Below are 25,183 nucleotides of genomic sequence, written 5' to 3'. Positions count from 1 at the left end.
TTTTAAATCATGAAAAAGAACAAATTATATATATCACTGCTTGCGGCATTTTCACTCGGGATCGTATCCTGTGAAAACGATTTCCTGGATGTAGACTCCCGCGAGAAAGTAGAAGCCAAAGACAGCCAGGTTATTTATGAGCCGGAGGCTTTTGTGAACGGTATTTACGGGATGTTTACCGACTGGAACTACGCTTTCTCTTTCCTGGGCATTACCGAGATTATTTCGGATAATGCAGACAAGGGGTCTTCACCCACTGACAAAGGAACCGATAAAGATATCCTGGATGATTTAACCTATACGAGCAGCGTGCCGTCAGTAAGGGATATGTGGAAACACTGGTACAAGTCGGTGGGGAGAGCTTCTCTCGCTATTGAGTATATTGAGAATTTCGGATTGACCGATCAGGCCTACAAGAGCCGGCTGATCGGGGAAGCCCGCTTCCTGCGTGCACTGAATTATTTCTACCTGGTACGCGGTTGGGGCGATATTCCTATCCAGGAGCGTGACCTGGTAAAACGGGTGCCGACCGCTGAGGTATATGCCTATATTGAAGCAGATTTAAAAGCGGCTGCGGATGTATTGCCTGTGAAGTCGGCATATGCGGCCAAAGACCTGGGAAGAGCCACCAAAGGAGCGGCACAGGCCCTTTTGTCAAAAGTATACCTGTACCAGGGGAAATACCAGGAAGCCTATGATATGGCCAAAACGGTGATCGGTTCGGGAGAATACAACCTGGAATCTGACTATGCCCGTATCTGGCGTGAAGTGGGCGAGAACGGCCCGGAATCTATCTTTGAGTTCCAGGCCCGCGGAGAATCGATTGCCCACGGAATTCAGCAGTATTCCCAGACGCAGGGTGCCCGCGGTACCGGTGGCTGGGGCTGGGGCTTCAACGTGCCTTCAGACAACCTGCTGCAGGCCTTCCTGGCAGAAAAAGACTCGGTAAGGATGAACGCTACCATTATATTCAGGGGTGAAACCCTGTATGACGGCCGGGTGATCAGCCAGGGAGCAGAAAATCCCATGTACAACGAGAAGGCATACGATTCAGGAAACCCGGGGGGCGCTGATAACGGTAAGAACCTGCGTTACCTGAGACTGGGTGAAGTATACCTCATCCTGGCCGAATCGGCCAATGAGCTGGGCAAAACGTCAGAAGCGGTATCTGTTTTGAATATTGTACGTAACCGCGCCAAGCTGCCCAATTATACCTCTTCCAACCAGGCCGATGTACGTCAGAAAATCTGGAACGAAAGAAGACTGGAGCTGGCGTTCGAGCATGATCGCTGGTTTGACCTGATTCGCACGCACCAGGCAGAGGCTGCCATGAAAGCGAACGGTAAAACTTTCCAGCAAAGGCATAACCTGTTCCCTATTCCGAATGATCAGATTATCCAGACACCTGATTTTGTACAAAATCTTGGCTGGTAAGAGAGATTGAGAAGACGGGTGGAATAAGCCTGCTATACATCTGGGGATGCCCCTCAATTTCTACGGGAAACAACCGGTTTTTCGTAGAAATTGAAACCGGGCATCCTTTTTTCCTGTATTACTATGAAAAAAGGTATTTTATTTCTTGCGCTGGTATTCCTGTGCAGCTGTTCTTCCGGAACGAAAGAAGAACCCCAACCGGATCCGTTGGAGGTCCGGGGTATTCGTTTGGGCAGTCAGCCGGCAGATGAACCGGCAACGCGGATTGCCGTACCTTTGAACGCCGCTATAACCATAGACTTCAGCCAGCCGCTTGACCCGGCTGCCGGCCTCACCCCCTTTATTTCGCTGCTGAACAGGAAAGGGGAGACCGTTGCCTGCGGCTATACGTTTTCCAATGAGAACCGTACGCTTACCCTGCAGCCAACGGGCGGGCTTGCCGGCTTTCAGCGGTACACGTTTGTTGTACGCAGCGGGCTTACCTCATCAGAAAAGGGTACTCTTCGTAAAGAGGAGAGCTTATTCTTCTATACCGATGCCGACAGGGCAGATAAAATGGAGCGGATCTCCGATGATGCGTTGCTTACTAAAGTACAGCAAAACACCTTTCGTTATTTTTATGATTTTGCCCACCCCGTGTCGGGCATGACCCGGGAACGGAGTTCTACTCTCAATACCGTCACTACAGGCGGTACGGGCTTTGGAGCGATGGCACTTTGCGTGGGTGCGACACATAAGTTTATTACCCGCACGGAGGCATTGGCGCAGCTGGACAAGATAGTAACATTCCTTGAAAATGCCGAGAAGTACCACGGAGCTTTCTCCCACTGGTATGACGGCAATACAGGGCGTACCCAGCCTTTCAGTGCAAAAGACAACGGGGCTGACCTGGTAGAAACCTCTTTCCTGATGATGGGCCTGCTGACCGCGGGGGAGTTCCTGGGTGACGTAGGGCTGAACCGGAGAATAGACGCGCTCTACCAGGCTGTGGAATGGAGTTTCTTCCTGAACGGAACAGAGAGCCTGTTCTGGCACTGGAGTCCCGATTACGGCTTTGAGCTGAACCTGAAGATCAGCGGATGGAACGAGGCGCTGGTGGCTTATGTGCTGGCCGCCGGATCTGAAAGATATGCTATTGAAAAAAACAGCTACATCAAGGGCTGGGCGCGCAACGGTGCCTTTCTGAACGGCAACCTGTACCAGGGCATCCGCCTGCCGCTGGGAGCCGATTACGGCGGGCCGCTCTTTATCTCGCAGTACTCTTTCCTGGGTATTAATCCTTTCGGGCTGTCAGACGATTACATGACCGATTATGCCGTTCAGTGCCGGAACCACACCCTCATCAACCGGGCGTATTGTATGGAGAACCCGAATACATTTCCGGGATACGGACCTTACTCCTGGGGGCTGACTGCCAGCGATAATCCCACGGGATACGCGGCGCATTCTCCCCGTAATGACAAGGGCGTTATCAGTCCTACTGCGGCGCTATCGTCGTTTCCGTATACCCCGGAAGAGTCGATGGAGGCGCTCCGCTTCTTTTATTATACATTGGGCGATAAGCTTTGGGGCGACTACGGTTTTAAAGACGCCTTTTCCGTGAAAGACGACTGGTACGCCTCTGACTATATTGCCATTGACCAGGGCCCCATTATTATCGGTATAGAAAATTACCGCACTAAGCTCCTGTGGACGTATGGTATGAAAAGCCCGCCGGTAAAAAACGGGCTTTCAAAGCTGGGCTTCCGGGTTATTTGATTTTCGGGCTTTCAAAGCCCAGTTTTTTCAGGCCATCCTGAATTTCGGGGATCTCCATAAACAGGTTCCAGAGCAGGCCGCTCCGGTAGTTTTCAATCATCACCACAATAGGTCCCTGGTCAATGGCCAGGTATGACGGAGCTACCCAGTTTTTAGAGTCGTTAAAAGCATCGTAAAACCCGTATTCTCCCCACAGCTGATCGCCGCGTTCTTCGTAAAAATAACGCAGGGCAGCCATCGATTCGGCTGGTGTATACGGAAACGACGATAGCGCCGCGGTAGGGGTGATGACACCCAGGTCATTGGTAGGTGAATGCGCATTATACCCTTCATGGTTATCTGAAGCGGTCAGGCCCCAGCATTTAGCGCTGTATCCCTTAAAGCCGTTAGGGTTTTTTACACAATGCAGGTAATTGATCCGGGTATGGTTGACGTTCTGTTCCCAATAATCAGCGTACCGGTCTTTCAGGCCGCGGGGGTCAAGCCCCATAAAAGAATAATGCGCAAAAAACAGCGGGCCGCCATAGTCAAATCCCAGCGGAAGCTTCACGCCGTAAAACTCCTTCCCGTTCAGGAAATGATCGTTTTTAGCGTAACATTTGTGGTAGATGTCGGGGTTAATGGCGTATCGCCTGGAGGAGGCCGCCAGCACATAGGTGATCAGGGTTTCGTTATAGCCCCGCAGCTCAAAATTCATAGCCCAGCCGTTATTGGGGCTCCAGTGCCAGTACAGCTGGTTTTTTGAGCCCTGGGTATACCAGTCCCATTCTATCTCGTTCCACATCATGGTGATCAGGCCGCGAAGACTGTTTTCTGTAGGATTGTTCCGGCCGAAATACTGCCGGGCGGTCAGGAGCCCCTGGAAGAGCAGGGCAGTTTCTACGAGGTCGCCCCCGTCGTCTTTCCTGCTGAAAGGAATGGTCTGGCCGGTGCTGCCGTGAAGCCAGTGGGGAAATACCCCGTGGTAAACGGGTACTTTGGCAAGAAACCGAGCAATTTTCTGAACCCGCTGAGCGCCTTCTTCCCGGCTTATCCAGCCTCTATCGGCAGCCACTACGATAGCCATAACGCCAAAGCCGGTTCCTCCCGTGGTACAGGTCTCATCGCCATAGCCGAAGGCCTGGTTGCTTCTTTCACGGGCCAGTCCGCTCACCGGGTGGCCGAAATCCCAGAAATACCGGAAAGTTTGTTTCTGTACCAGGTCAAGCAGCTGGTTATCTGTGAGGGGCTTCTTTTGAGCGGACAGGAATGCCGGAATAAGAAAGATGGCTAACAGTAATCTGATCATTGGTGAAAAGTTAAACGGTTAGCAATTTACTAAAAAACCGGCATTCCCGGCGGGTTTTCCCGCTTATTCTACCGTAACCGACTTGGCCAGGTTGCGGGGCTGGTCTACGTTACGGCCCCTGAGCACCGCAATATAATACGAGAGCAGCTGAAGCGGAATAACCGTCAGAAGGGGCTGCAATACCTCATGCGTATTGGGAACCTCTATGGTGAAGTCCACCATCTTTCTGACCTCGGTATCGCCTTCCGAGACAATGGCGATTACCCTTCCTTTACGGGCTTTTACCTCCTGTATGTTGGATACCACCTTCTCATACGAGCTGTCACGCGTGGCAATGAATACCACCGGCATGTCTTCGTCGATAAGCGCAATAGGACCGTGCTTCATTTCGGCGGCCGGGTAGCCCTCGGCATGAATATAAGAAATCTCTTTCAGCTTTAAGGCGCCTTCCAGGGCTACCGGGAAGTTGAGGCCCCGGCCCAGGAAGATAAAATTCTGCGCAAAGGTGAAGAGCTTGGAAATATCTTTGATTTCGTCGGCCAGGGTCAGGATCTCCTCCACTTTTTTCGGGATGTCCGACATTTCGATCAGCAATCTCCGGAAAGTCTCATCGGTAATGGTTCCTTTCTTGTGCGCCGTAGCAATGGCAATCATAGACAGCACGGTTACCTGGGCGGTAAAAGCCTTGGTACTGGCTACACCGATCTCCGGTCCGGCGTGGGTATAGACGCCGGCATCCGTTACCCGCGATATCGATGACCCCACCACGTTGCATACGCCCAGGATAATGGCGCCTTTGGCCTTGGCCAGCTCAAGCGCGGCCAGGGTATCGGCGGTCTCGCCCGACTGCGAAATGGCAATTACAATATCGCCTTCCTTGATGATGGGGTTCCTGTACCTGAACTCCGAGGCGTATTCTACTTCCACGTTGATCCGGGCCAGCTCCTCAAACAGGTATTCGCCCACCAGCCCGGCATGCCAGGATGTGCCGCAGGCTACAAATACGATACGTTTGGCTTTGGCCAGCTTGCCCAGGTAGTCGCGCAGACCGCCCAGCTGGATCAGGGCTTCATCGGCATTTACCCGGCCCCGCAGGCAGTCGGCTATGGACCGGGGTTGTTCAAAGATCTCTTTGAGCATGAAATGATCGTACCCGCTCTTTTCAATGGCTTCCAGCTCGAGGTCTACCGTTTGGATCTGCGGATCAGACGCCTCGTTCTGAAGGTTCCTGATCTCCAGGCCGTTTTCAGAAACCACGGCTATTTCCAGGTCATCCAGGTACACCACTTCTTTTGTATATTCAATGATGGGTGTGGCGTCAGAAGCAAAGAAATATTCATCCTGGCCTACCCCGATAACCAGGGGGCTGCCCTTGCGGGCACCGATCAGCCGGTTGGGGTTTTCGCGGTCCATGATAACAATGGCATAAGCGCCTATCACGTCTTTCAGGGCCAGCCGTACGGCCTCTTCCAGCGGGTAGTTGCCCGAACGCTGAACTTCTTCGATAAAGTTAACCAGCACCTCGGTGTCGGTCTGGCTGCTGAAGGTATACCCCTTGTTGATGAGTACCTGCTTCAGCGAGTTATAGTTCTCTATAATGCCGTTATGCACCAGGCTGAACCGCCCCGAATTGGAAAGATGGGGGTGGGCGTTAACATCGTTCGGTTCGCCGTGAGTGGCCCAGCGCGTATGGCCTATGGCTATGTTGGCATAAAAAGTTTCGTTCTTCAGTACGTTTTCAAGGTCGGCTACTTTTCCTTTCTTTTTGAAGATCTTCATACCCTGCTCCGGATCAACAACCGCTACACCAGAGCTGTCATATCCTCTGTATTCCAATCTTTTAAGTCCTTTGATAACAACGGGGGCAGATTCCCTTCCCCCCAGGTAGGCTACAATTCCACACATAGTTTTGGTTTGTTTTAGTTTTCACGCACAAATATAGGCAAGCCCTTCCGACGGGAAAAGGTAAAAAAATAATAAAAAAAATTAATAATTGGCTGATGGTCAATTACTTAAGAATAATGCAATAAATTCTGAGCAAAGGTATACTTTCAGCAGAAGCCGGGGAGACTTTATGAACCGAACCCCTGAAGCCGGACAGCTTTCCGGGCATCAGGGGTTGCGGCGATATTAATTATACCGGTTGTAGTATAAGAGCAGGCGGGGCTTAAGAAAAACCAGCCGGGCCAGGTTGTCGTTTGATAAAATAGCCATTCCGCTGGTGCTGTTCACCGCGGCCGGCAGCAGCAAAAGCTGCTTGTTTAAATCGCCTTTAAAGAGCTGCTTCTGCAGGTAATTGGTGATCTCTATGTTGATATAGGCCGAAGTATCGCTGAAGGCAAAATACGATCCCATCACGTTATCGGCTGTTCCGTTATAAAGGTAGGTCAGCTGGTTAGCCGAGTTTCTTCGCTGCTGGTTACGGTTATCGGCCTCTGCCAGGGTTACATAGTAGCTTTTCCCGTAGAGGGTATTGATGGTTGAAGGATCCAGCTGGAACTCCAGCACGGCCCGGGCCACCTTCATGTCTTTGCCCAGGTAACGCAGGGCGCTCAGGTCTATTTTGGTACCGATGCCGCTTCCGCTCTGCACGTAAAGCCGGTCGGCCGCACTGGTCAGGGGCAGCTCATTACGGGTTTTACTCAGCGAAGACAGCGCCGTTTTGCTCCGGTCAAAGGTCATTGATGTAAACCGGGGGCCGTTAATGTTGAATACGTAATACTGGCTGGTGGTGTCGCCTTCTGCGTGCCAGTACGGTATCACCGAGCTGTTGTAGCCGCTCAGGTCCAGGACACCCGTGGCAAAGCCGTAAACAGCCTTGTTGTTTTTATCCGGTACAATGGCAAAGCCCTTGAATTTGCTGATGAAAGTGGCATTGTTGCCTTTGGCGGCCACGGCTTCATTGATCATTTCCTGTGCCACAGATTTCGGAAGAGACACAAACCGGGCAATCAGCGCGCCGGTGGAATCGTTTCGCATCTTCGGCAGGTTAAATTCAAATTCAGCCAGGGGCTGCGGGTCGTACGCCAGCTTTTCATCACCGTTGTACGGGGTGGTCTTCATGATGCTGGTCAGCCGGTGAACCCTGAATTTACAGATGGCATTGGTATCCCCGAATATCCGGCTGCCGTCAAAATAAAGCCGGAAGTTCATCGAGTCAGGCACGGCGGTTGCCGATACGCTCAGGGTGTCGTACAGGATGGTGCCGTCGCTACCGGTAAGTATGGTTCCGGATGAATTAAACTGGGGCAGCAGGGAAGGCTGGAAGTAGGCAACCGCTTCTACGGGGCCGAAAACCGGGTCTGTTATATTCCCGGCAAGCAGGTAAACGGCGTTTCCGTTTACTGCCGAGTCAGACAGCACGGTCGAATAAGCTACACTTACGGTGTCGGTATAAATAGCATTCAATGTTCCGTCTGTACCCAGTCCCATACCAATCTCCGAAGGGTCATGACATGCAAAGAGAGAAACGCTTAAAGCAAGCGCTATAAGCTTTCCGAAACCACAAAATCTGTTTTTCATAAAGTGCTTAATCAGCCAGTTCAGTATAAAGGTTATAGAAAGTTTCCGCAGCGTTTTCGTCACCTACAAATGAGTTGATCTGTCTTTCCGCCGTTTCATCCAGGGCGGTGATCACGGCTTCATTCAGGGAAGGATTGGCCTTTACCACCACATCAGAGTACTGGCAGCCTATCTTGATAAACCCGAAGAAATCACGCGAACGCAGGTTGGCCAGGTTCTCATCACCGATGTCCATCATTTTAACTTTCGGAAACATGTCATCTGAAAACGTATGATCAAACGAGTTATTATAAACCGAGAAGATGGTTTTGGTATTTTTGAAGATCGGATCGTTCTTGTAGGTTGTTTTCAGGTACAACGGGATCAGGGCGGTCATCCAGTCGGTACAGTGAACCACATCAGGCGCCCAGCCCAGTTTCTTTACGGTTTCCAGCGCCCCTTTGCAGAAGAAAATGGCTCTTTCGTCATTGTCGTCGTAAAAAGTACCCGCCTTGTCGGTAAATACGGTTTTCCTGTGAAAATAGTCTTCATTATCAAGAAAATAAACCTGTAGCTTGGCAGAAGGGATAGAAGCTACTTTAATGATCAAAGGCTTTTCCTCTTCTCCTATGCTGATGTTGATGCCCGATAGCCTTACTACCTCGTGCAGCCTGTGTTTGCGCTCATTGATTAATCCGAACCGGGGAATCAGAATTCTTATCTCCATACCCCTCTCCTGCATTTCCTGCGGAAGTTTTCTTAGTAACGAAGCTATCTGGGAAGTTTCAAGGAAGGGGTCGATTTCGCTGGAGATGTACAGAATACGTAATTTACTCATATAAAACCTTTGGATGTTTAGAACTCGGGTTTGTATTTTTTTGAATACGGGTGCAAAGATACTATAAAAAAATCGATAAATAACCAAAAAATAGTAAAGTAATTTGTGTTAACCGCCTGCTTTCTACCTGCTTTGGGCAATGGATAATGGACAATGGACAATGAACAATTACCCGGGGGCCGTTGTCAATTGTCAATTGTCCATTGTCAATTTATGAAACATTTTAACGGTTGTTTGTTAATTATTAAATTAATGCCTATTTTTGCAGTCCGATTTTAAGGATGAATAATTTTAATAGAAAAAGGATATGAAACGTACATTCCAGCCGTCAAACAGAAAGAGAGCTAACAAGCACGGATTTCGTGAGCGTATGTCTACTCCGGGCGGAAAAAGAGTGTTAAGGGCTCGTCGTGCCAGAGGGAGATGGAAGCTTACAGTTTCCGATGAGAAGACTCACAAGTAATTTGTCAGGTATTCCCATGAAAGATATTAGCCACGGTAGTGGCTTTTTTTATGCCGGAAATTTTTGACAGGCGGTTCAGACCGGCTCTTTTTATATGGAGAGAAAAGACCATACGTTTTCCCGGCAGGAGCGGTTAAAAAGCAATAAGGTAATCGCCCGGCTGTTTGACCGGAACGCGGAAGAGTGCTTTACCGTGCCGGCCTGGCCTTACCGTGCCGTTGTATACCGGGAGCCCGGCACACCGGCAGGACTACCGTCGGTGCTGGTGTCTGTTCCGAAGCGGAACTTCAAAAAAGCCGTTACCCGCAACCGCATTAAACGGCTTACCCGGGAGGCCTACCGCCTGCAGAAAACCCCGTATTCCTGCAAAACCTATATTGCATTTCTCTACGTGGGAAAAGAAATACCCGAATTCAACCGGGTACAGCGGGCCATGGAATTTATCCTGGACAAGCTGAAATCGTAAGCGCCGGCCCTGTTCCTGCAGGACGCCGGATACGTTCGGAAGCAAAACATCGTTATTATATTTTACCCGACAATGAAACGTAAGACTTTATTCGCAGGTATAGGCGTTATGCTGCTGGGCGGCCTGGGGTTCGGGGCCTTCCGTGCCGATGACCGCCTGTTTGAAATTGCCAAAAACATCGAGGTCTTTGTGAACGTGTACAAAGAAGTGAACGGCCTCTATGTAGACGAGATCAATCCCACACATGCCATGCGTACGGGCATAGAAGCCATGCTCAAAGAGCTGGATCCGTATACCGTTTTTTACCCCGAAGATATGATCGAAGAGTACTTCACCATGAATGTGGGTACCTATAACGGCATTGGCGCCAACATAGAGCTGCACCGGGGGAAGCATATCGTAACCCTGGTCTATGAAGGCTCACCGGCCGATAAGTCGGGAATAAAGGCCGGCGATGAGATTCAGAAGATTAACGGGGTGGATGTCACCGCCCGCAAGGCCGAAGAGTTCGGACGCCTCCTGAAAGGCCAGAAAGGCAGCAGCGTAAAGCTTTCCGTGCTTAAATACGGAGCAACACGCCCCCAGGATATCAGCCTGACCCGCGAAGACGTGAAAGTGAACAATGTGCCGCATTTCGGCATGGTGAACGATAACACGGGCTATGTGCAGCTGACCTCGTTTATGAATGCCGGCTCAGGGCGGGAGATCGCCTCGGCTATACAGGAACTGAAGGGGAAAGGCATGAAAAACATGATCCTCGACCTGCGGGGTAATCCCGGAGGGCTGCTTCAGCTGGCCGTGGAGATCAATAACCTCTTTCTGCCCAAAGGAATACCCGTGGTAGAAATGAAAGGCCGGGCCGTAGACCAGAACCACAAATTTGAAACCACCCGCCAGCCCCTGGACCCCGACATGCCGCTGGTGGTGCTGATCGACGGCAAAAGCGCATCGGCTTCGGAGATCGTGAGCGGTGCCCTGCAGGATTACGACCGCGCCGTTATCATCGGCCAGCGCACCTTTGGCAAAGGCCTGGTGCAGATCACCCGTGAGCTGAGCTATAACACGCAGGTAAAAATTACCACCGCCAAATATTATATCCCGTCGGGGCGCTGCATACAGGCCATTGATTACGGGCACCGGAACCCTGACGGTACATTTCCCCGCCTGCCTGACTCGCTGCGCACCGCATTTCGTACCCGGGCCGGGCGCACGGTATACGATGGCGCCGGCATAGATCCCGACATCGTTACGGGCAAAAGCGAGCAGCATGAATACGTAAAGGCGCTCGCAGACCAGAAAGTGATTTTTGATTATGCCACGAAATACTACCACGAGCACCCGGCCGATAAGCCCCAGGAAGGCTTTTACCTGGACGATGCCGCCTACAGGAAATTCTGCGACTGGCTGAAGACCCGGAAACCGGATTACCGCACACCCGAGCAGAAAGCTATTGCCGAGCTGGAAGCCCGGGCAGAAGAGCCCGCCCGCATGAAGACCCAGCTGGATCAGCTGAAGCAGATGGCCGACGCGCGGGCTGCCGGACTTCCCGAACAGCATGCCCGTGAAATCAGGAGCCTGCTTGAAATGGAGATACTCAGCCGTTACCATTACCAGAAGGCCATGAAATTTATGGCATTTGACCGCGATAAGGACATCCAGGAAGCCCTGAAGCTTTTCGGAGACCCTCAACGATATAAAGCCCTGCTGAAAAAATGATCGTAGCTATTGATGCTTCAACTACAGGATGTTCCGTAGCCCTGTTTAAAGACAGGAAGGTGCTGTTCAGCATGGATTCCCGCATAGACCGCTCTTCGGCAGAAAACCTGACCCTTATGATAGAGCAGGTATTGCGTTTCGGAGGAGCAGATTACCCCGACCTGGAGGCAGTGGCGGTGGCCAAAGGCCCCGGCTCCTACACCGGCTTAAGAATAGCCGTTTCTACAGCCAAAGGTCTGGCTTTCGGACGGGACATCCCGTTGATTTCTTTCGGTACACTTCCCGCCCTCTGTTACCAGCAGGAATTTACCGAAGGCATTGACCTGCTGTGCCCTATGATCGATGCCCGCCGGATGGAAGTTTTCTGCGGCTTTTATGATGCGGCAGATAAGGCAGAAAAAGTACCGGTAGAAGCGGTGCTGGTCAGAGAAGATTCTTTCAGCGAAATACTGGAAGCGAATAAAGTTTTGTTTTTCGGGGAGGGGAGTGTCAAATGCAAAACGGCGCTGACGCATCCGAATGCCCGTTTCGCCGCATCGGTAAATTATCCTTCTGCGGCGTTTGCCTGTGAAATGGTATCGGATAAATGGGAGCGGGGAGAATTCGAAGACCTGGTTACTTTTGAGCCCTTTTACCTGAAAGAATATATGTTCAAATAGCGTTATTGTAAAACGCAGATGACGCGGATCCTTATGATTCAATGCACCGCATTGTGAAAACCATAAGAATCCGCGTCATCTGCGTTTCAGTCTCCTGTTAATCTTCTTCTACGATCTCTTCCTGTATATCTACGGGTTTACGGCGGCCTATACCGCCTGTTTTTTCCTTGAATTGTTTCACTTTACGCGTCAGGGCGTCCATAGCCAGGTCTGTGGCTTCCTCAAAGGTGTCTCCTGTTTCTTTGACTATGATTGAATCACCAGGCACGTTCACTTTTACTTCGATTTTCTTTTTATGGGTATTCAACTTGTCTCCTTTATCGAGTTTCAGAAAAACTTCACTGTCTATGATCCGGTCATAGAAGGTGTCCAGTTTATTAAGTTTTTTTTGTAAGAACTCATTCAGGGAGTTGTCAGCAGTGAAACCTACCGCATTAATCTGAACTTTCATACCTGTATTAATTTTAGTGAAACATGGTTTTAAATGAGGTGATATCCTCAGGAATGAAGATAAAAGAATAAAAGGTATAAACCAAGAAAAAAGTGTCTTTTTTTAGGCATCTGAACAGGGCGGAGAGAAAACATGAGAAGCCTCAGCTCATTACCTGTTTTGGGTCAGTAACCCCACAGATCTCACCCCATAAAAATAAAAATTATGGACTTATCTGAGTCCTGTGTGAGCAAACACCCGACCGGGTTATCACCACATGACGAAATCTTTAAACGTCCTTTTGATATTGCCTTCCGTAGGCTTTTTCTTGCTCTCCCAGGCGGCATTCAGCTCCAGGGCCACCATGCCTTTGAGGTTCATGGTATTGTTGAACTCATCTACCTTCTTGATGAAGTCAGAACCTCTGCGGGCCGCTTTCAGCGAATAATCCCGGGCAAAGATATCGCCCTTGGTCTGGATCTCGTTTTTCTTCTCGATCACGTAGTTCAGCCTTTCGATCACATCTTTCATAGACTTGCCGATCACCTCCGTGGCTTCGAGGGTGCTGATGGTAAGCGTGGTGGTTCCGCCCACGGCCGAAATGGTCTTCTGGGTATTGGCATTCCCGTTGGCAATGACCGAAGAAAGACCGGTGGTAGCCCCCAGCGATGCGTTGACCACCGAGCGCCCCCTTTTGCCTTTCCGGGCCCGCTGATAGTCTTTCTTAAGTGCTTCTTCCTTTTCCTTCAGCTGTTCCAGGAGCTCCCAGGCATTCACCAGTACCCCGTAATAGAGCGAATAGTTCTTCCTGTCGAGCTCTACCTCATTGACCGTGTTTTTGATCACAAAGTTTACCCGGCGTACCTCGCGGTTCTGGGTTTTGTCAAGGGCAAAGAAGTCGATATAAAAGCCCAGCGTATCGGCAGGGTCCTGCACAAAATCATAACCGGGGCTCCAGGTAAATTCGTACTGGTTATTGGAGTTTCTGACCAGGGTGTTTTTCGGGAAATCGTGGGCATTGGTAACAAAGTCAAAGACATCGATGTCCTCTTCGCCGTTCGGATCAGACAGGTAGAAGCGAAGGTTCACCTTTTCATTCTCCCGCAGGTAGATCTTGTCGGTTTTGGGCACCATCGTGATCTGGGGCGGAAGATCCATCTGGGTAACTTCCAGCCTCAGGGTACCTTTAACGGAGGCTTTGGCCGGCTGATCCTGGATTATGAACTCAATGTACTGCGGAGCCTCCTTTAACCGTTTAAACTGGTTCAGCGAAGGGTTCCAGGTGATCTCTCCCTGGGTGCTCATATTCATGCCTTCCGGCAGGGTTTCCAGGTTAGGGACAAATACAATGGGGTCATTGTCTTCGTCGTAGGCCATGTCCTGGCTGATCTTGTAGACGTTGTTATGATTGTACTGCACGTAGAACGACTTCAGGCTGTTCAGCACCGGCGGGCGGTTGGTATGAAGCACCTTAAAATCCACATTGCTGGTTATCTTATTCTCTTTGTCGTCTTTGGCCTCAATAATGATCTGGAAGATCTTTTCCTGCTCTACGCGGTCTACCAGGTGATAGGCGGGTGTCCAGGTAAAAAGACCTGTGCTGTCAAGCTCCATGCCGGCAACCTTACCCTGCTGAATGCCGAAATTATAATAGCTTTTCAGCGAATCAGGATGCAGGCGGATCTGGAAAGAAAGGGTATCTCCTTCTTTTACAACATTCCAGCCCGGTGAACGGGGCAGTAAAATACGTGGGGCGGCGTTCTGGGCAAAAGCACTTACAGTGAAAAATAACAGAATGAATAATTTCTTAAACATTACTTTCTTCTTTTTTAGGGATCACAACACAAGGGAAACCAAACAGGCAGCGGTCTTTGATAAACTGGGCTACTTCAGCCGGTACGTTCTCCTCCCAGCCGGGCTCGCCGGTCTGTATAAGACTGAGCATGTCGTCAGTAATTATATTGAGGTTTGACTTGTTGTAGTGATAAATATCTTCAATTTTATTATTGGCAATCAGGTACCGGTACAAATCTGTCAGGTGGGCAGGCGGGTTAAACCGCATACAATTCAGTATGGCGCCATCTTTTAATGTCGGGTAAACAAAAGCCTTTATGTTTTTACTAAATAACGTTGCAAACGACTGAAGTATTTCGCCGGGCAGCTCTTTATAGTTCTCTTCCTCGAAAATATATTCCAGGTTAGGGTACCCCATGATCAGGCCCAGCTTAAGCTTGGTGAATACCGAAAGGTAGCTGACCAGCTTATAGTATTCCACGTAGTTACTGATCATTACGGTATGCCCGAGGGTACAGAGAATGTCTACCCGGTCCAGGAAATCTTTCTCATCAATATCCTCGCCTGACCTCAGCCCCTGCAGAGTCAGCTCAATCAGCACCAGGATCTTATTTTCATCCACGTCGCTCTCTTCCTTGAACTGCATCAGGCCGTTTTCCAGCATGTCCATGTGCACATTGGTAATGGGCCGGAAACGCCCCCGGAGCATGAGGATATTCTTTTTGTACAGGATGTCGGAAGGCTGGACATTGTTGCCGTCAGGGCCAAAGATGGCTACATCGGAGAAGTGATTCCGAACCAGGCGCAGCGACATCAGCCGGCCGTCCACATCCTCGAATGCCGGGCCGAAAAACTTGATGGAATCCAGCTGGAAACGGTCCATCGCGATGTTGTCACGCAGGGATTCCAGGAAAACCTCCGGGTTCCGGAAATAATGAAAGCAGGCATAAATAAGGTTCACGCCCAGGATACCCACGGCCTGCTGCTGCAGGAGGGTGTCGCGGTCCAGCAGGCGTACGTGGATGATAACATCGTGGTACTCGCCCTGCGGTTCGGTCTGGAACCGGCATCCCAGCCACCCGTGCGGGTGGTTATTTTTGTGGTAGTTTAAGGTAACTACAGTATTGGCAAACGAGAAAAACAGGGTTTCTGCTCCTCTTTTTTCATTCAGGCGTTCAATCAGGAGATCGTATTCATGATCCAGCATGCTGTCAAGGCGTTCCTGGCACACGTATCTTTTGTCTTTCAGATGACCGTAAATCGCATCCGAAAAAGTCATGTCGTACGCCGACATGGATTTGGCTATCGTACCTGAAGCGCCGCCGGCTTTAAAAAAAGTGCCGGCAACCTCCTGGCCTGCGCCGATTTCTGCAAAAGTACCGTAAATCTTACTGTCGAGATTGATTTTTAAGGCTTTCTGCAGGGTGCCCAGGCCTGAGTCATGAGTTATCGCCATCATCTGTATATCATCATAAAATCCGAACAGCAAAGATACAAATTTTTTTTGACCCGTCATTGGCCCGCCCGGCTAAAAGGAGGATTATATTTTTAATCCGTAACACCGCATAAATATGCTTTTTTGTCATTAAATTTGCTTGAACAGGGACGAGATTAACTGATTATTTCTAAAGATATTATGACGAAATTCTACGCGTGCATACTTTTTCTGGCAGCGGGCTACACAGCTTACCCCCAGGCATTTCCCGGGCGAAGGCCCGTACAGGATAACGGGTTAAAATCGCAGCAGGATCTCCGGGTCATCAGCGGGAAGGAAAACACGGCTTCACCGCGCTTTAAACCCCTGAGTCCCGACCTCTCCCGGCGGGTGGTGGTCGATGAAGAAACGGGTGCCGTTTCCTACGTCCGCAACCTGCAGTTTGCCGCCGATACCCGGAATGCAAGGAGAAGTGTACAGGAAATGAGCTTCGATTTTTTGCAGTCGGTAAAAACCGATCTGAAAATAAGCAATGTAAAAGAAGAATTCCGGGTTCTGTCTGATTATACCGATGAAGGCGGGATCAGGCGGGTCAGCCTGGAGCAGCGCTTTAAGGGCGTGCCCCTTTACGGCGGTGAGCTGGGCCTGCACTCCAACCGTTCGGGTGTGATAGAGTTTATGATGGGAAAAGTATTTCCCACCCCACGGATCAATACCCGGCCGGGCATAGACCAGGAGGAGGCCATCCGCTTTGCGTATGCTGACCTGAGCCGGCATTCGGTAATTCAGAAAGAAGGCCTGGTGAATAAATTGCTGGCTATGGACCCGGATAAGGGGGAACTGTTTATTTACCCGGAGAAAAACAGCAGCCGGCTGATTTATCATCTTACCCTGCGCCCCAACCTGATGGAACGCTGGGTGTATTTTGTGGATGCGCATACAGGTGAGGTGATTGAAAAATACAACCATACCTGTACGCTTGACGGTGTGGTGCAGGCCAGCTCGCGCGACCTCAACAATGTGCAGCAGGCCTTCAATGCATACCAGATCGGTAGCCAGTACCTCATGATCGATACCCGGAAAAAGATGTTCAGGCCGGGAGAATCAGACCTGCCCAACTCACCTGCCGGGGCTATCCTGACCATTGATGCACGAAACGGAAGGGTGGATGACGAGGATATGGACCTCTACCATGTGGTGAGCAGCAACCCCGCCCAGTGGAATGCCACCGCCGTTTCTGCCCATGTAAACGCCTCGCGCAGCTACGATTATTACGAACAGAATTTCGGGCGCCTCTCGCTGAACGGCAACGGAGGCAATATTGTTTCCGTCATCAATATTACCGATGAAAAGGGAAAAGGGTTTGACAACGCCTTCTGGAACGGTATTTTTATGGGCTACGGTAACGGCGGGCAGGCATTCAAGCCGCTGGCGGGCGCCCTGGATGTGGCCGGGCATGAGATGACCCACGGGGTGATCGAAAATACGGCCAAGCTGGAATACAGGAACCAGTCGGGGGCGCTGAACGAATCGTTTGCCGATATTTTCGGGGCCATGATAGACCGCGACAACTGGACCATGGGTGAGGATGTGGTGAACCGCTCGGTGTTTCCTTCCGGAGCGCTCCGGTCGCTTCAGAATCCGAACCAGGGCGGAAAGAACGATCCCGGCTACCAGCCCATGTACATGTCGCAGTACGAAGTATTGAGAGATACCCCTGAGCAGGATAACGGCGGCGTACATATCAACAGCGGTATACCCAACCATGCTTTCTACCTGTTTGCTACCGCCGCAGGCATGAGCAAAGAAAAAGCCGAAAAAGTCTATTACCAGGCGCTTACCCGCTACCTGGGGCGTACATCACGCTTTCTCGACCTGAGGCTGGCGGTGATCCAGTCGGCCAAAGACCTGTACGGCGAAGGGGCGGAGACCCAGGCGGCTCGCGCAGCCTTTGATAAAGTAGGCATCGTGGAAAGCGGCTCCGGCAGTGTGCCGAATCCTTCCAAAGAAAATGAGGTGCCGGTGAACCCCGGATCTGCCCAGATGGTGGCCTTCGGACCGGCCCAGAATGACCAGCGCCTGTACCTGGCCAATTTCAATTTCGGTACCATGAATTTTACAGCCATTACCGGCCAGGCAGGTTGCCTTTCCAAGCCTTCTATCACCGATAACGGCGAGGTCATGGTATTTGTGGGTAACGATCAGAAGATCCATGCCTATGATCTGAAAGCCAGAAAAGAGCTTAGCTTCAACGACGGCACCGGGCTGAAATGGTACAATGCCGCCATTTCCAAAGACGGGCGGCGCATTGCGGCCATTGCCGACGAAACCCGTAACAATAACTACATTTACGTGTTTGACCTGGTGGCCGGTAACGGGGTGAAATTCGAGCTCTATAACCCTACCTACTCAGAAGGGGTCAATTCAGGAAAAGTGCAGTTTGCGGAAGCCCTGGAGTGGGACCTCTCAGGAGAATACATCGTGTATGACGCCCAGAACCAGATAGGCGGGTGGTTCTCTAAAAGCCGTACTTTCTACGATGTGGGCGTGCTGCGGGCCTGGGACCCGATCCGGAACACCTACGGCGACGGTTCCATTGAAAAGATATTTACCGATGTGCCCGAGGGCGTTAGTGTGGGAAACCCGGCTTTTGCCAAAACCAACTCGGGTATCCTGGCGTTTGACTATGTGGATGAGACCGAAGACCGGTACTATATTCTTACCCTTGACCTCAACCGCTCGTCTGGCGCGCTCCAGTACTTTGAAACCAACACCATCGGCTTCCCGGATTTCAGCAAAACCGACCAGCACCTGACCTTCAATTATATAGAAAATAACCGGTATTACCTGGTAGGAGTGAAGCTGGCGTCAGATAAGATCACCCCCGACGTGAACAGTGCTACGGCCCTGGCAGCCGATAAGGTTTACGGTGTTTCGTTTGCCAACGGAACACGTACCCTGCCCACCGTGCTGGAGCAGACCGTTACCATCAGTCCCATTACCGATAAAAGCCCCGGTGCCTCGTTTGATATCAATGCCACGGCCAGTTCGGGACTACCACTGATCTATAAGCTCGTATCGGGCAACGCCGGCCTGTCGGGGAAACGGGTAACACTGGGGTCTGCACCGGGAAAAGTGCATATAGAAGTGATTCAGCTGGGTGACTCCCGCTATGCGGCCGCCTCTGCGCAGGCCGAATTCTGTATTGTGCCGGGCACGCCCGTGCTGACAGATAACGGCACCCAGGTGGTAGCCGGTGGCGGTGCCCTGTACCAGTTCTTTGTTAACGGCAACCCTGTTGGCGGGTATACCACCAATACCACCTTCCGGAAAGATTTTGATGGTACCTACAGCGTGAAGGCCGTAACGCAGGACGGTTGCACGAGCGCTTCTTCCAATGTGATCACCTTTAACCGGGTACTGGCCAAAGAAGACCCGGTTAAGCGGGTAGCGGTGAACCCCAACCCGGTAACCGATGTGCTCACGATCGGTATCCCGGAAGGAGAAGTGCTGGAAAAACTGGAAATTATCGACAATGGCGGTGCAGGCCGGATGACCTCGAAAACCCTGCAGACCCGGGTTAATCACCTGCCGTCAGGGGTATACCTGCTGAATGTAAAAACAGACCGGGATACCTACTCCGCTAAAATGATCAAACTGTGAAAGCATGAGCTGTATAAAACACATCACACTTAATGTACCGGTATATGAAAAGTAAAGAAGTTGTTATCGCTTTTTATGAGGCTATGAAGGCACGGGATTACAAGACCATGGCCTCTTTGTACACGATCAACGCGGTCTTCAGCGACCCGGTTTTTCCCAGTCTTTCGGGTTTTGAGGCCGGGAAAATGTGGGAAATGCTGCTGAAGAGCGCCAAAGACATGAGCGTGGAGTATAAAGTGCTTGACCATGGGAAAGAAAGTGCCCGGGTCAGGTGGACAGCCCTTTATACGTTTTCGAAAACCGGCCGCAAGGTTCGGAATGAGGTGGTCTCCACCTTTGAAATCCTGGATGGACAGATCATGACCCAGCGTGACCGGTTTAATTTCGGTGCCTGGTCGCGGCAGGCCCTCGGTTTCCTGCCCTGGTTGCTGGGCTTTACGGGCATTACCCGGAAAAAAGTGCAGGAATCAGCAGAAAGAAGCCTGAACGACTTTATACGCGGGAAAAACTGAGCTTTCACTGCTTACTGTAAGCGACAGGGACGGATCCGTTTATTTTCACAAAAAGGAGCTTGTCTTCCGTATCTTCTCCTGAAATTTCCAGCACGGTATAGGCGGGGTCTCTCAGCTTATCGGGGGCTGCATACAGGCGGCCGGCACCGGTCAGGTGCTCAAAAAAGGCCTTTTCTTTCCTGTTGCGGGGCCTGGGGTGTTCGGTGTTTTCCATGTGCACACGGTATATAAAACCTTTGACAAAACCGGCCGAAACATGCTCTATGGCATAGCTCCCGGTAAAATCATGCTTCCTGTAGCGGCCTGAAAACCGGCCGGTTTCAAAATCGATATCCAGTTCTGCTCCGGAGCGGCCGGCTGCTTTGCGAAGCTTTGTGAGATCATCAGAAACTTCGGGAACCTGCCGGTATGCCGTACCGGCGCCTTTTTGCGGCAGGCGGTGAGAGCAGGCGGTAAGCACCAGGAGCAGCACAGGGAAAACCCGGAATATCATATTTCGGCAAGAATAAGCTGGTTCTGGTCTCTGACAAACGTATACCTTTTTTCAAAATCGCGCATGGCGTTGATGAAGGCAATGGCTTCGTAACCGGGTAAATCATGCACGGTTACCCGGGTCTCACGCAGGGCGCCGCTGTGGAGCAACGCAGCCCTTTTGGTGCCGGGAAGCAGAAACGTGGCCGGCGTCACCCATTCCCGGCCGTCAAAAAGGGCTATATTGCAATAAGTGGTATCGGTAACGCAGCCGTCTTTCAGGAACAGAACGTCATCGCAGTCGGGACAACCGTTTAGGGTTTCCCGGAAAAAATCGCGGTCTGCAAACTTAAACGGGTAGCTGAAATCACCGGCGTCAACGATACCCAGCTTCCGGTGCGGCTGAATTTCATACATGTCTACCCGTATGCCGGTAATGGCAGAATCGTAATCCACCCGTACCTTAAAAAGGCCTTCGGGATAATCTTTGATGGCATTATACAACGCATTGACCTCAAAACCGGCACCGGTAAAAAAGGCCTCCTGGGTTTTCTGCACACGTTCCAGGTGAAACTCCACCTGGCAAAGCTCACCGTTCAGAAGCCTGAGCGTCTCAAAAAATTCTGCTTTCATGCTGTAAGCTGCTTTAGAGGATTAAAGATACAAAGTATTTGATGGCAACAAAACAAATAGAATAGCCCGGCATACGGAATATTACCCAAGCGGCACATAAATCTTCTGGTAGATCTCCCCGTACTCTTTCTCTGCCTCACTCAGGTGCGTAATGCCGCCGCCGCTCCTGAAGACCGGCCCCCGGGGAGTTTGCTCAATAAAGCGGATCATTACGGCCGAATTCAGGGTTTTGCCGTCAAAAACACCGCAAACCCCCGAGTAGAAGCCCCGGTAGCCGTTAGGGTGAAGCGTTTTTTCGGCCTCCTTAATAATTTCGAGTGTTTTGTGCCTGGGGGCTCCGCAAATAGAGCCTGCCGGCAGCAGCTCAAAAAACCAGGTGCCCAGCGTTTCTTTCCAGTTCCCGGGCAACTGCCCCCTGATTTCGGAGCTCATTTGCAGGATTCCCGGGCCATCATCCCGCCGGATGTGGTCAATGTATTGGAAGCGTTTCACATGTACATCGCCGGCCACCATGCTGAGGTCGTTGCGGAGAAGGTCTACAATGGTGGTGTGCTCGTACAATTCTTTTTTGTCTGAACGCAGTATTTCCTCCGCATTTTTTACCCCGGCATCTATGGTGCCTTTCATGGGAAACGTGGCCACTTCACCGGTTTCTGAAACGGTAATAAAGGTTTCGGGAGAAAAGCAGACAAACTGCCCTTTGATCCAGAGCTTATACCGGGCGCGGGCTTTCTCAAACACTTCTTCCGGGTTATTCGCCCCTGAAACGGGAACCGAAGCCGTAAGATTGGTGAGAAAGCTGTTTCCGGCCAGGATATTCTTCTGAACGTATTGAAAAGCGTTCCGGTAGGTTTCAAAGTCAATCTTTTCGGGCTGCAGGCGGAACGTTCCGGGCTTCAGCGGAGCATCTCCCGAAAAATCATACCGGATAAACGCCGGATCCAGCTCTTCCAGGGGCACCATGTAGCTCCGGTCCCGGTCATAGCTGATCACAAACAAAAAAGGCCTGCCTGCCTGCCCCATCCGGTTCATGAATTCAATCGCAGCAGGTTGATCATAATGGACAATGGACAATGGACAATGGACAACTTTATCCCTTGCCCCTTGCCCCTTGTCCATTGTTAACTGTCCGTTGTCAATTGTCAATTGTTAATTGTCAATTATAGGTACGCTTCCACCGGCTCACACGCACACACCAGGTTCCTGTCGCCATACGCTGAATCCACCCGGCTCACCGAAGGCCAGAATTTATTGGCTTTAAGCCGTTCTGCCGGGAAAGCGGCCTTCTCCCGTGAATAAGGAAGGGCCCAGCTGTCGGTCATCACCACCTTCATGGTGTGCGGTGCATTTACCAGCACGTTACTATCTTTTGGATAGAGGCCTTCCTCAATTTCAGCTACTTCCCGGCGGATAGCGATCAGGGCATCACAGAAGCGGTCCAGCTCGGCCTGCGATTCGGACTCCGTGGGCTCGATCATCAGGGTGCCGGCCACCGGGAATGAAACGGTAGGGGCATGGAAGCCGTAATCCATCAGTCGCTTGGCAATGTCTTCCACTTCCACACCGGTAGCTATTTTAAACGGCCGGCAGTCTACGATCATCTCGTGTGCGCAGCGCCCGTTAGTACCGGTATAGAGGATATTGAAGTGTTTTTCCAGCCTTGACTTAATATAATTTGCATTAAATATGGCATATTTTGTGGCACGGGTAAGCCCTTCTCCGCCCATCATGGCAATGAAAGCGTACGGTATGGGCAGAATACCGGCGCTTCCCCACGGTGCGGCCGAGATGGCATGGATGCCGTGCTGTCCGCCGGTGGGTATCACTGCATTTCCGGGAAGGAAAGCCGACAGCTCTTCGGTGCAGCAAATAGGCCCGATGCCCGGACCACCGCCGCCATGCGGAATGGCAAAGGTCTTGTGCAGGTTCAGGTGGCATACATCGGCACCGATCCGGCCCGGCGAGGTCAGGCCTACCTGGGCGTTCATATTGGCACCGTCCATATATACTTTTCCCCCGTTCCGGTGAATGATGTCGCAGATGTCGGTGATGCTTTCCTCAAATACCCCGTGTGTAGAAGGATAGGTGACCATCAGGCAGGCCAGGGTGCCGGCGTATTGTTCGGCCTTTGCGCGCAGGTCTTCTACTTCAATGTTTCCTTTTTCATCGCATTTCACCACCACCACTTTCAGCCCGGCCATCACGGCAGAAGCCGGGTTGGTGCCGTGCGCTGAAGACGGGATCAGGGCGATGTTGCGGTGATTTTCTCCTTTGTTCTCAAAGAAGGCTTTGATGACCATGAGCCCGGCCAGCTCGCCCTGGGCGCCTGAATTGGGTTGCAGGGAGGTTTTGGCAAAGCCGGTGATCTCTGCCAGCCAGGCTTCCAGCTCGTTGAAAAGCTCACGGTACCCGCGGGTCTGGTCCTCAGGCGCAAACGGGTGAATCTGCGCAAACCCGGGCAGGGTGATGGGCAGCATTTCCGAAGTGGCATTCAGCTTCATGGTACAGCTTCCCAGTGAAATCATGGAGTGTACCAGGGAGAGGTCTTTGTTTTCAAGCGACTTCAGGTAACGCAGCATTTCATGCTCGGTCTGGTAGCTGCTGAAAACAGGATGCTGCAGGTAAGGCGTGGTTCTCCGGATATTTTCCGGGATCCGGGCCTCTACTTCATTTTTCAGGTGAAGAACCGGCTTTTCTCCGCGGGCTTCCGAGAAGATCTCCAGCAGCAGGGCCACATCGGCCAGTGTTTTGGTTTCGTCAAAAGAGATGCTGACAGCCTGTGTGCCGTGGTAGCGCAGGTTTACCTCGCGTGCCTCGGCAATTTCCCGGAGACGGGTATTATCGGTTACGTCAAGCGTAAGGGTATCAAACCAGGTTGCATTCAGTACGCGGTAGTCAAGCCCCTGTACTGAGTTGGCAAACAGGGTGGCCAGTCCGTGTACCCTCGAGGCAATTCTTTTCAGTCCTTCCGGGCCGTGGTAGAGGCAGTAGCCGGCAGACAGCACCGAGAGCAGCACCTGCGCCGTACAGATATTAGAGGTAGCCTTCTCTCTCCGGATGTGCTGTTCGCGGGTCTGGAGGGCCATCCGAAGGGCCCGGTTGCCCGAGGCATCTACCGATACCCCGATGATCCTTCCCGGAATCTGGCGTTTGTATTCGTCTTTGGTGGCAAAGAAGGCCGCGTGCGGTCCGCCGTAACCCATAGGAACGCCCAGCCGCTGGCTGGTGCCTACGGCCACATCAGCCCCCATTTCACCGGGGCTTTTCACCAGGGCCAGCGAGAGCAGGTCGGTGTTAATGCAAACCTTTATATCCTGCCCGTGCAAAGCGGCGATCAGGTCGGTGTAATCTTTCACCTCACCCCGGGTTCCCGGGTTCTGGATCAGCACACCGTAAACGTCAGAGTCTGTAAAGTCAAAAGTTTCGGCATCGCCGATCAATATATCTATCCCAATGCCTTTGGCACGCCCCTGTACCACATCGATCACCTGTGGATGACAGGTATCGGATACGAAAAAGGTGTTGGCATTTTTGCGGGTACCTTTCTTAAGGCCGGCCAGCATAGACATGGCTTCACCGGCGGCGGTGGCTTCGTCAAGCAATGACGCATTGGCAATCTCCATACCGGTCAGGTCAGCTACCACCGTTTGAAAAGTAAGCAGCATTTCCAGCCTTCCCTGGGCTATTTCAGCCTGGTAAGGGGTATAGGCGGTATACCACGCCGGGTTTTCAAGAATGTTCCGCTGAACTACCTTCGGCAGCACCGTATCGTAATAGCCGCAGCCGATAAACGTTTTGAAGATCCTGTTTTTTGCGGCCAGGCCGCTGATTTTTTCCTGGAACTGTACTTCGGTCAATCCTGCCGGCAGGTTCAGGGGTTTTTCACTCCGGATATTGGCAGGGATGGTCTGGGCTATTAATTCGTCCGGGCTGCTGACACCAATGGCAGCGCACATGGCGGCAATTTCCTTTTCAGATTTACCCTGATGCCTGTTTTCAAACAGTTCCGGCGAATTCAAATCGATGAGCATAGATAAGAGAGATGAAGTGTAAAAAAAAATTGACGCAAATTTAGTGGTTTTGTGCGGTTGTTTAAATAAAAAGTTTTGAAGTTATTTGTTG

General features: G+C 51.3%; 19 protein-coding genes. 8 read left to right on the top strand and 11 right to left on the bottom strand.

Going from position 1 to position 25,183, the window contains the following annotated elements:
- Nucleotides 1-9: 9 nt before the first annotated feature.
- Together AB2U10_RS17225 and AB2U10_RS17220 are read left to right on the top strand one after the other, a co-directional pair.
- On the top strand, nt 10-1,434 hold the full coding sequence (locus tag AB2U10_RS17225) for a RagB/SusD family nutrient uptake outer membrane protein (RefSeq protein ID WP_367916122.1): 1,425 nt from the start codon (nt 10-12) through the stop codon (nt 1,432-1,434).
- 123 nt (nt 1,435-1,557) lie between these two features.
- Nucleotides 1,558-3,192 carry a glucoamylase family protein gene (locus AB2U10_RS17220; RefSeq protein WP_367916123.1) on the top strand — a complete coding sequence of 545 codons (1,635 nt, stop codon included), beginning with the start codon at nt 1,558-1,560 and terminating at the stop codon, nt 3,190-3,192.
- Here AB2U10_RS17220 and AB2U10_RS17215 read toward each other — a convergent pair.
- From AB2U10_RS17215 to AB2U10_RS17200, 4 genes are all read right to left on the bottom strand, one after another.
- The gene (locus tag AB2U10_RS17215) at nt 3,185-4,480 is read right to left on the bottom strand and encodes a glucoamylase family protein (RefSeq protein WP_367916124.1); all 1,296 of its coding nucleotides are present in this window, start codon (nt 4,478-4,480) and stop codon (nt 3,185-3,187) included. The genes AB2U10_RS17220 and AB2U10_RS17215 overlap by 8 nt on opposite strands.
- Nucleotides 4,481-4,543: 63 nt before the next feature.
- Nucleotides 4,544-6,385 (bottom strand): glutamine--fructose-6-phosphate transaminase (isomerizing), encoded by a 1,842-nt coding sequence (glmS, locus tag AB2U10_RS17210; RefSeq protein ID WP_367916125.1) that lies wholly within the window; start codon nt 6,383-6,385, stop codon nt 4,544-4,546.
- Nucleotides 6,386-6,610: 225 nt separating this feature from the next.
- Nucleotides 6,611-8,002, bottom strand: a complete 1,392-nt coding sequence (locus tag AB2U10_RS17205) for a DUF4270 family protein (protein WP_367916126.1) — start codon at nt 8,000-8,002, stop codon at nt 6,611-6,613.
- A gap of 7 nt (nt 8,003-8,009) precedes the next feature.
- On the bottom strand, nt 8,010-8,819 hold the full coding sequence (locus AB2U10_RS17200; RefSeq protein WP_367916127.1) for a glycogen/starch synthase: 810 nt from the start codon (nt 8,817-8,819) through the stop codon (nt 8,010-8,012).
- 307 nt (nt 8,820-9,126) lie between these two features.
- Between AB2U10_RS17200 and rpmH the strand changes: the two genes are divergently transcribed.
- From rpmH to tsaB, 4 genes are all read left to right on the top strand, one after another.
- Complete coding sequence (gene rpmH, locus AB2U10_RS17195) at nt 9,127-9,282, top strand: 50S ribosomal protein L34 (protein WP_367916128.1); 156 nt, start codon at nt 9,127-9,129, stop codon at nt 9,280-9,282.
- 94 nt (nt 9,283-9,376) lie between these two features.
- Nucleotides 9,377-9,748 (top strand): ribonuclease P protein component, encoded by a 372-nt coding sequence (locus AB2U10_RS17190; protein ID WP_367916129.1) that lies wholly within the window; start codon nt 9,377-9,379, stop codon nt 9,746-9,748.
- Between the two features lie 72 nt (nt 9,749-9,820).
- A complete protein-coding gene (locus tag AB2U10_RS17185) occupies nt 9,821-11,464 on the top strand; it encodes a S41 family peptidase (RefSeq protein WP_367916130.1) in 1,644 nt (547 codons plus the stop codon).
- Nucleotides 11,461-12,123: a tRNA (adenosine(37)-N6)-threonylcarbamoyltransferase complex dimerization subunit type 1 TsaB gene (tsaB, locus tag AB2U10_RS17180; protein ID WP_367916131.1), complete on the top strand. Its 663-nt coding sequence runs from the start codon at nt 11,461-11,463 to the stop codon at nt 12,121-12,123. Before AB2U10_RS17185 ends, tsaB begins: the two co-directional genes overlap by 4 nt.
- Nucleotides 12,124-12,220: 97 nt before the next feature.
- Here tsaB and hpf read toward each other — a convergent pair whose 3' ends face one another.
- The 3 genes from hpf to AB2U10_RS17165 form a co-directional block, all read right to left on the bottom strand.
- Entirely contained in the window at nt 12,221-12,574 is a 354-nt protein-coding gene (hpf, locus tag AB2U10_RS17175; RefSeq protein ID WP_367916132.1) for a ribosome hibernation-promoting factor, HPF/YfiA family, read from the bottom strand.
- A gap of 249 nt (nt 12,575-12,823) precedes the next feature.
- On the bottom strand, nt 12,824-14,368 hold the full coding sequence (locus tag AB2U10_RS17170; RefSeq protein WP_367916133.1) for a hypothetical protein: 1,545 nt from the start codon (nt 14,366-14,368) through the stop codon (nt 12,824-12,826).
- Complete coding sequence (locus AB2U10_RS17165; protein ID WP_367916180.1) at nt 14,361-15,803, bottom strand: TonB-dependent receptor; 1,443 nt, start codon at nt 15,801-15,803, stop codon at nt 14,361-14,363. The genes AB2U10_RS17170 and AB2U10_RS17165 overlap by 8 nt, the downstream gene beginning before the upstream one ends.
- A 180-nt stretch (nt 15,804-15,983) precedes the next feature.
- Here AB2U10_RS17165 and AB2U10_RS17160 point away from each other — a divergent pair, with 180 nt between their 5' ends.
- Both AB2U10_RS17160 and AB2U10_RS17155 read left to right on the top strand, forming a co-directional pair.
- The gene (locus AB2U10_RS17160; RefSeq protein ID WP_367916134.1) at nt 15,984-19,445 is read left to right on the top strand and encodes a M4 family metallopeptidase; all 3,462 of its coding nucleotides are present in this window, start codon (nt 15,984-15,986) and stop codon (nt 19,443-19,445) included.
- A 44-nt stretch (nt 19,446-19,489) separates the two neighbouring features.
- On the top strand, nt 19,490-19,957 hold the full coding sequence (locus tag AB2U10_RS17155) for a nuclear transport factor 2 family protein (RefSeq protein WP_367916135.1): 468 nt from the start codon (nt 19,490-19,492) through the stop codon (nt 19,955-19,957).
- Nucleotides 19,958-19,961: 4 nt separating this feature from the next.
- On the opposite strand, the gene AB2U10_RS17150 is transcribed toward AB2U10_RS17155, so the two are convergent.
- The 4 genes from AB2U10_RS17150 to gcvP all read right to left on the bottom strand — a co-directional run bounded on the left by AB2U10_RS17150 (nt 19,962) and on the right by gcvP (nt 25,092).
- Nucleotides 19,962-20,450, bottom strand: a complete 489-nt coding sequence (locus AB2U10_RS17150) for a hypothetical protein (RefSeq protein WP_367916136.1) — start codon at nt 20,448-20,450, stop codon at nt 19,962-19,964.
- A complete protein-coding gene (locus tag AB2U10_RS17145; protein ID WP_367916137.1) occupies nt 20,447-21,061 on the bottom strand; it encodes an aminotransferase class IV in 615 nt (204 codons plus the stop codon). Before AB2U10_RS17145 ends, AB2U10_RS17150 begins: the two co-directional genes overlap by 4 nt.
- Nucleotides 21,062-21,142: 81 nt before the next feature.
- The gene (locus AB2U10_RS17140) at nt 21,143-22,180 is read right to left on the bottom strand and encodes an aminodeoxychorismate synthase component I (protein WP_367916138.1); all 1,038 of its coding nucleotides are present in this window, start codon (nt 22,178-22,180) and stop codon (nt 21,143-21,145) included.
- Nucleotides 22,181-22,221: 41 nt separating this feature from the next.
- Entirely contained in the window at nt 22,222-25,092 is a 2,871-nt protein-coding gene (gene gcvP, locus AB2U10_RS17135) for an aminomethyl-transferring glycine dehydrogenase (protein ID WP_367916139.1), read from the bottom strand.
- Between the last annotated feature and the right edge of the window lie 91 nt (nt 25,093-25,183).

The organism is Leadbetterella sp. DM7 (assembly GCF_040829825.2).
In the GTDB taxonomy this organism is placed as follows: Bacteria; Bacteroidota; Bacteroidia; order Cytophagales; family Spirosomataceae; genus Leadbetterella.
The sequence above is the reverse complement of the archived record's forward strand: the minus strand, read 5'-3'. Positions and strand labels throughout refer to the sequence as shown.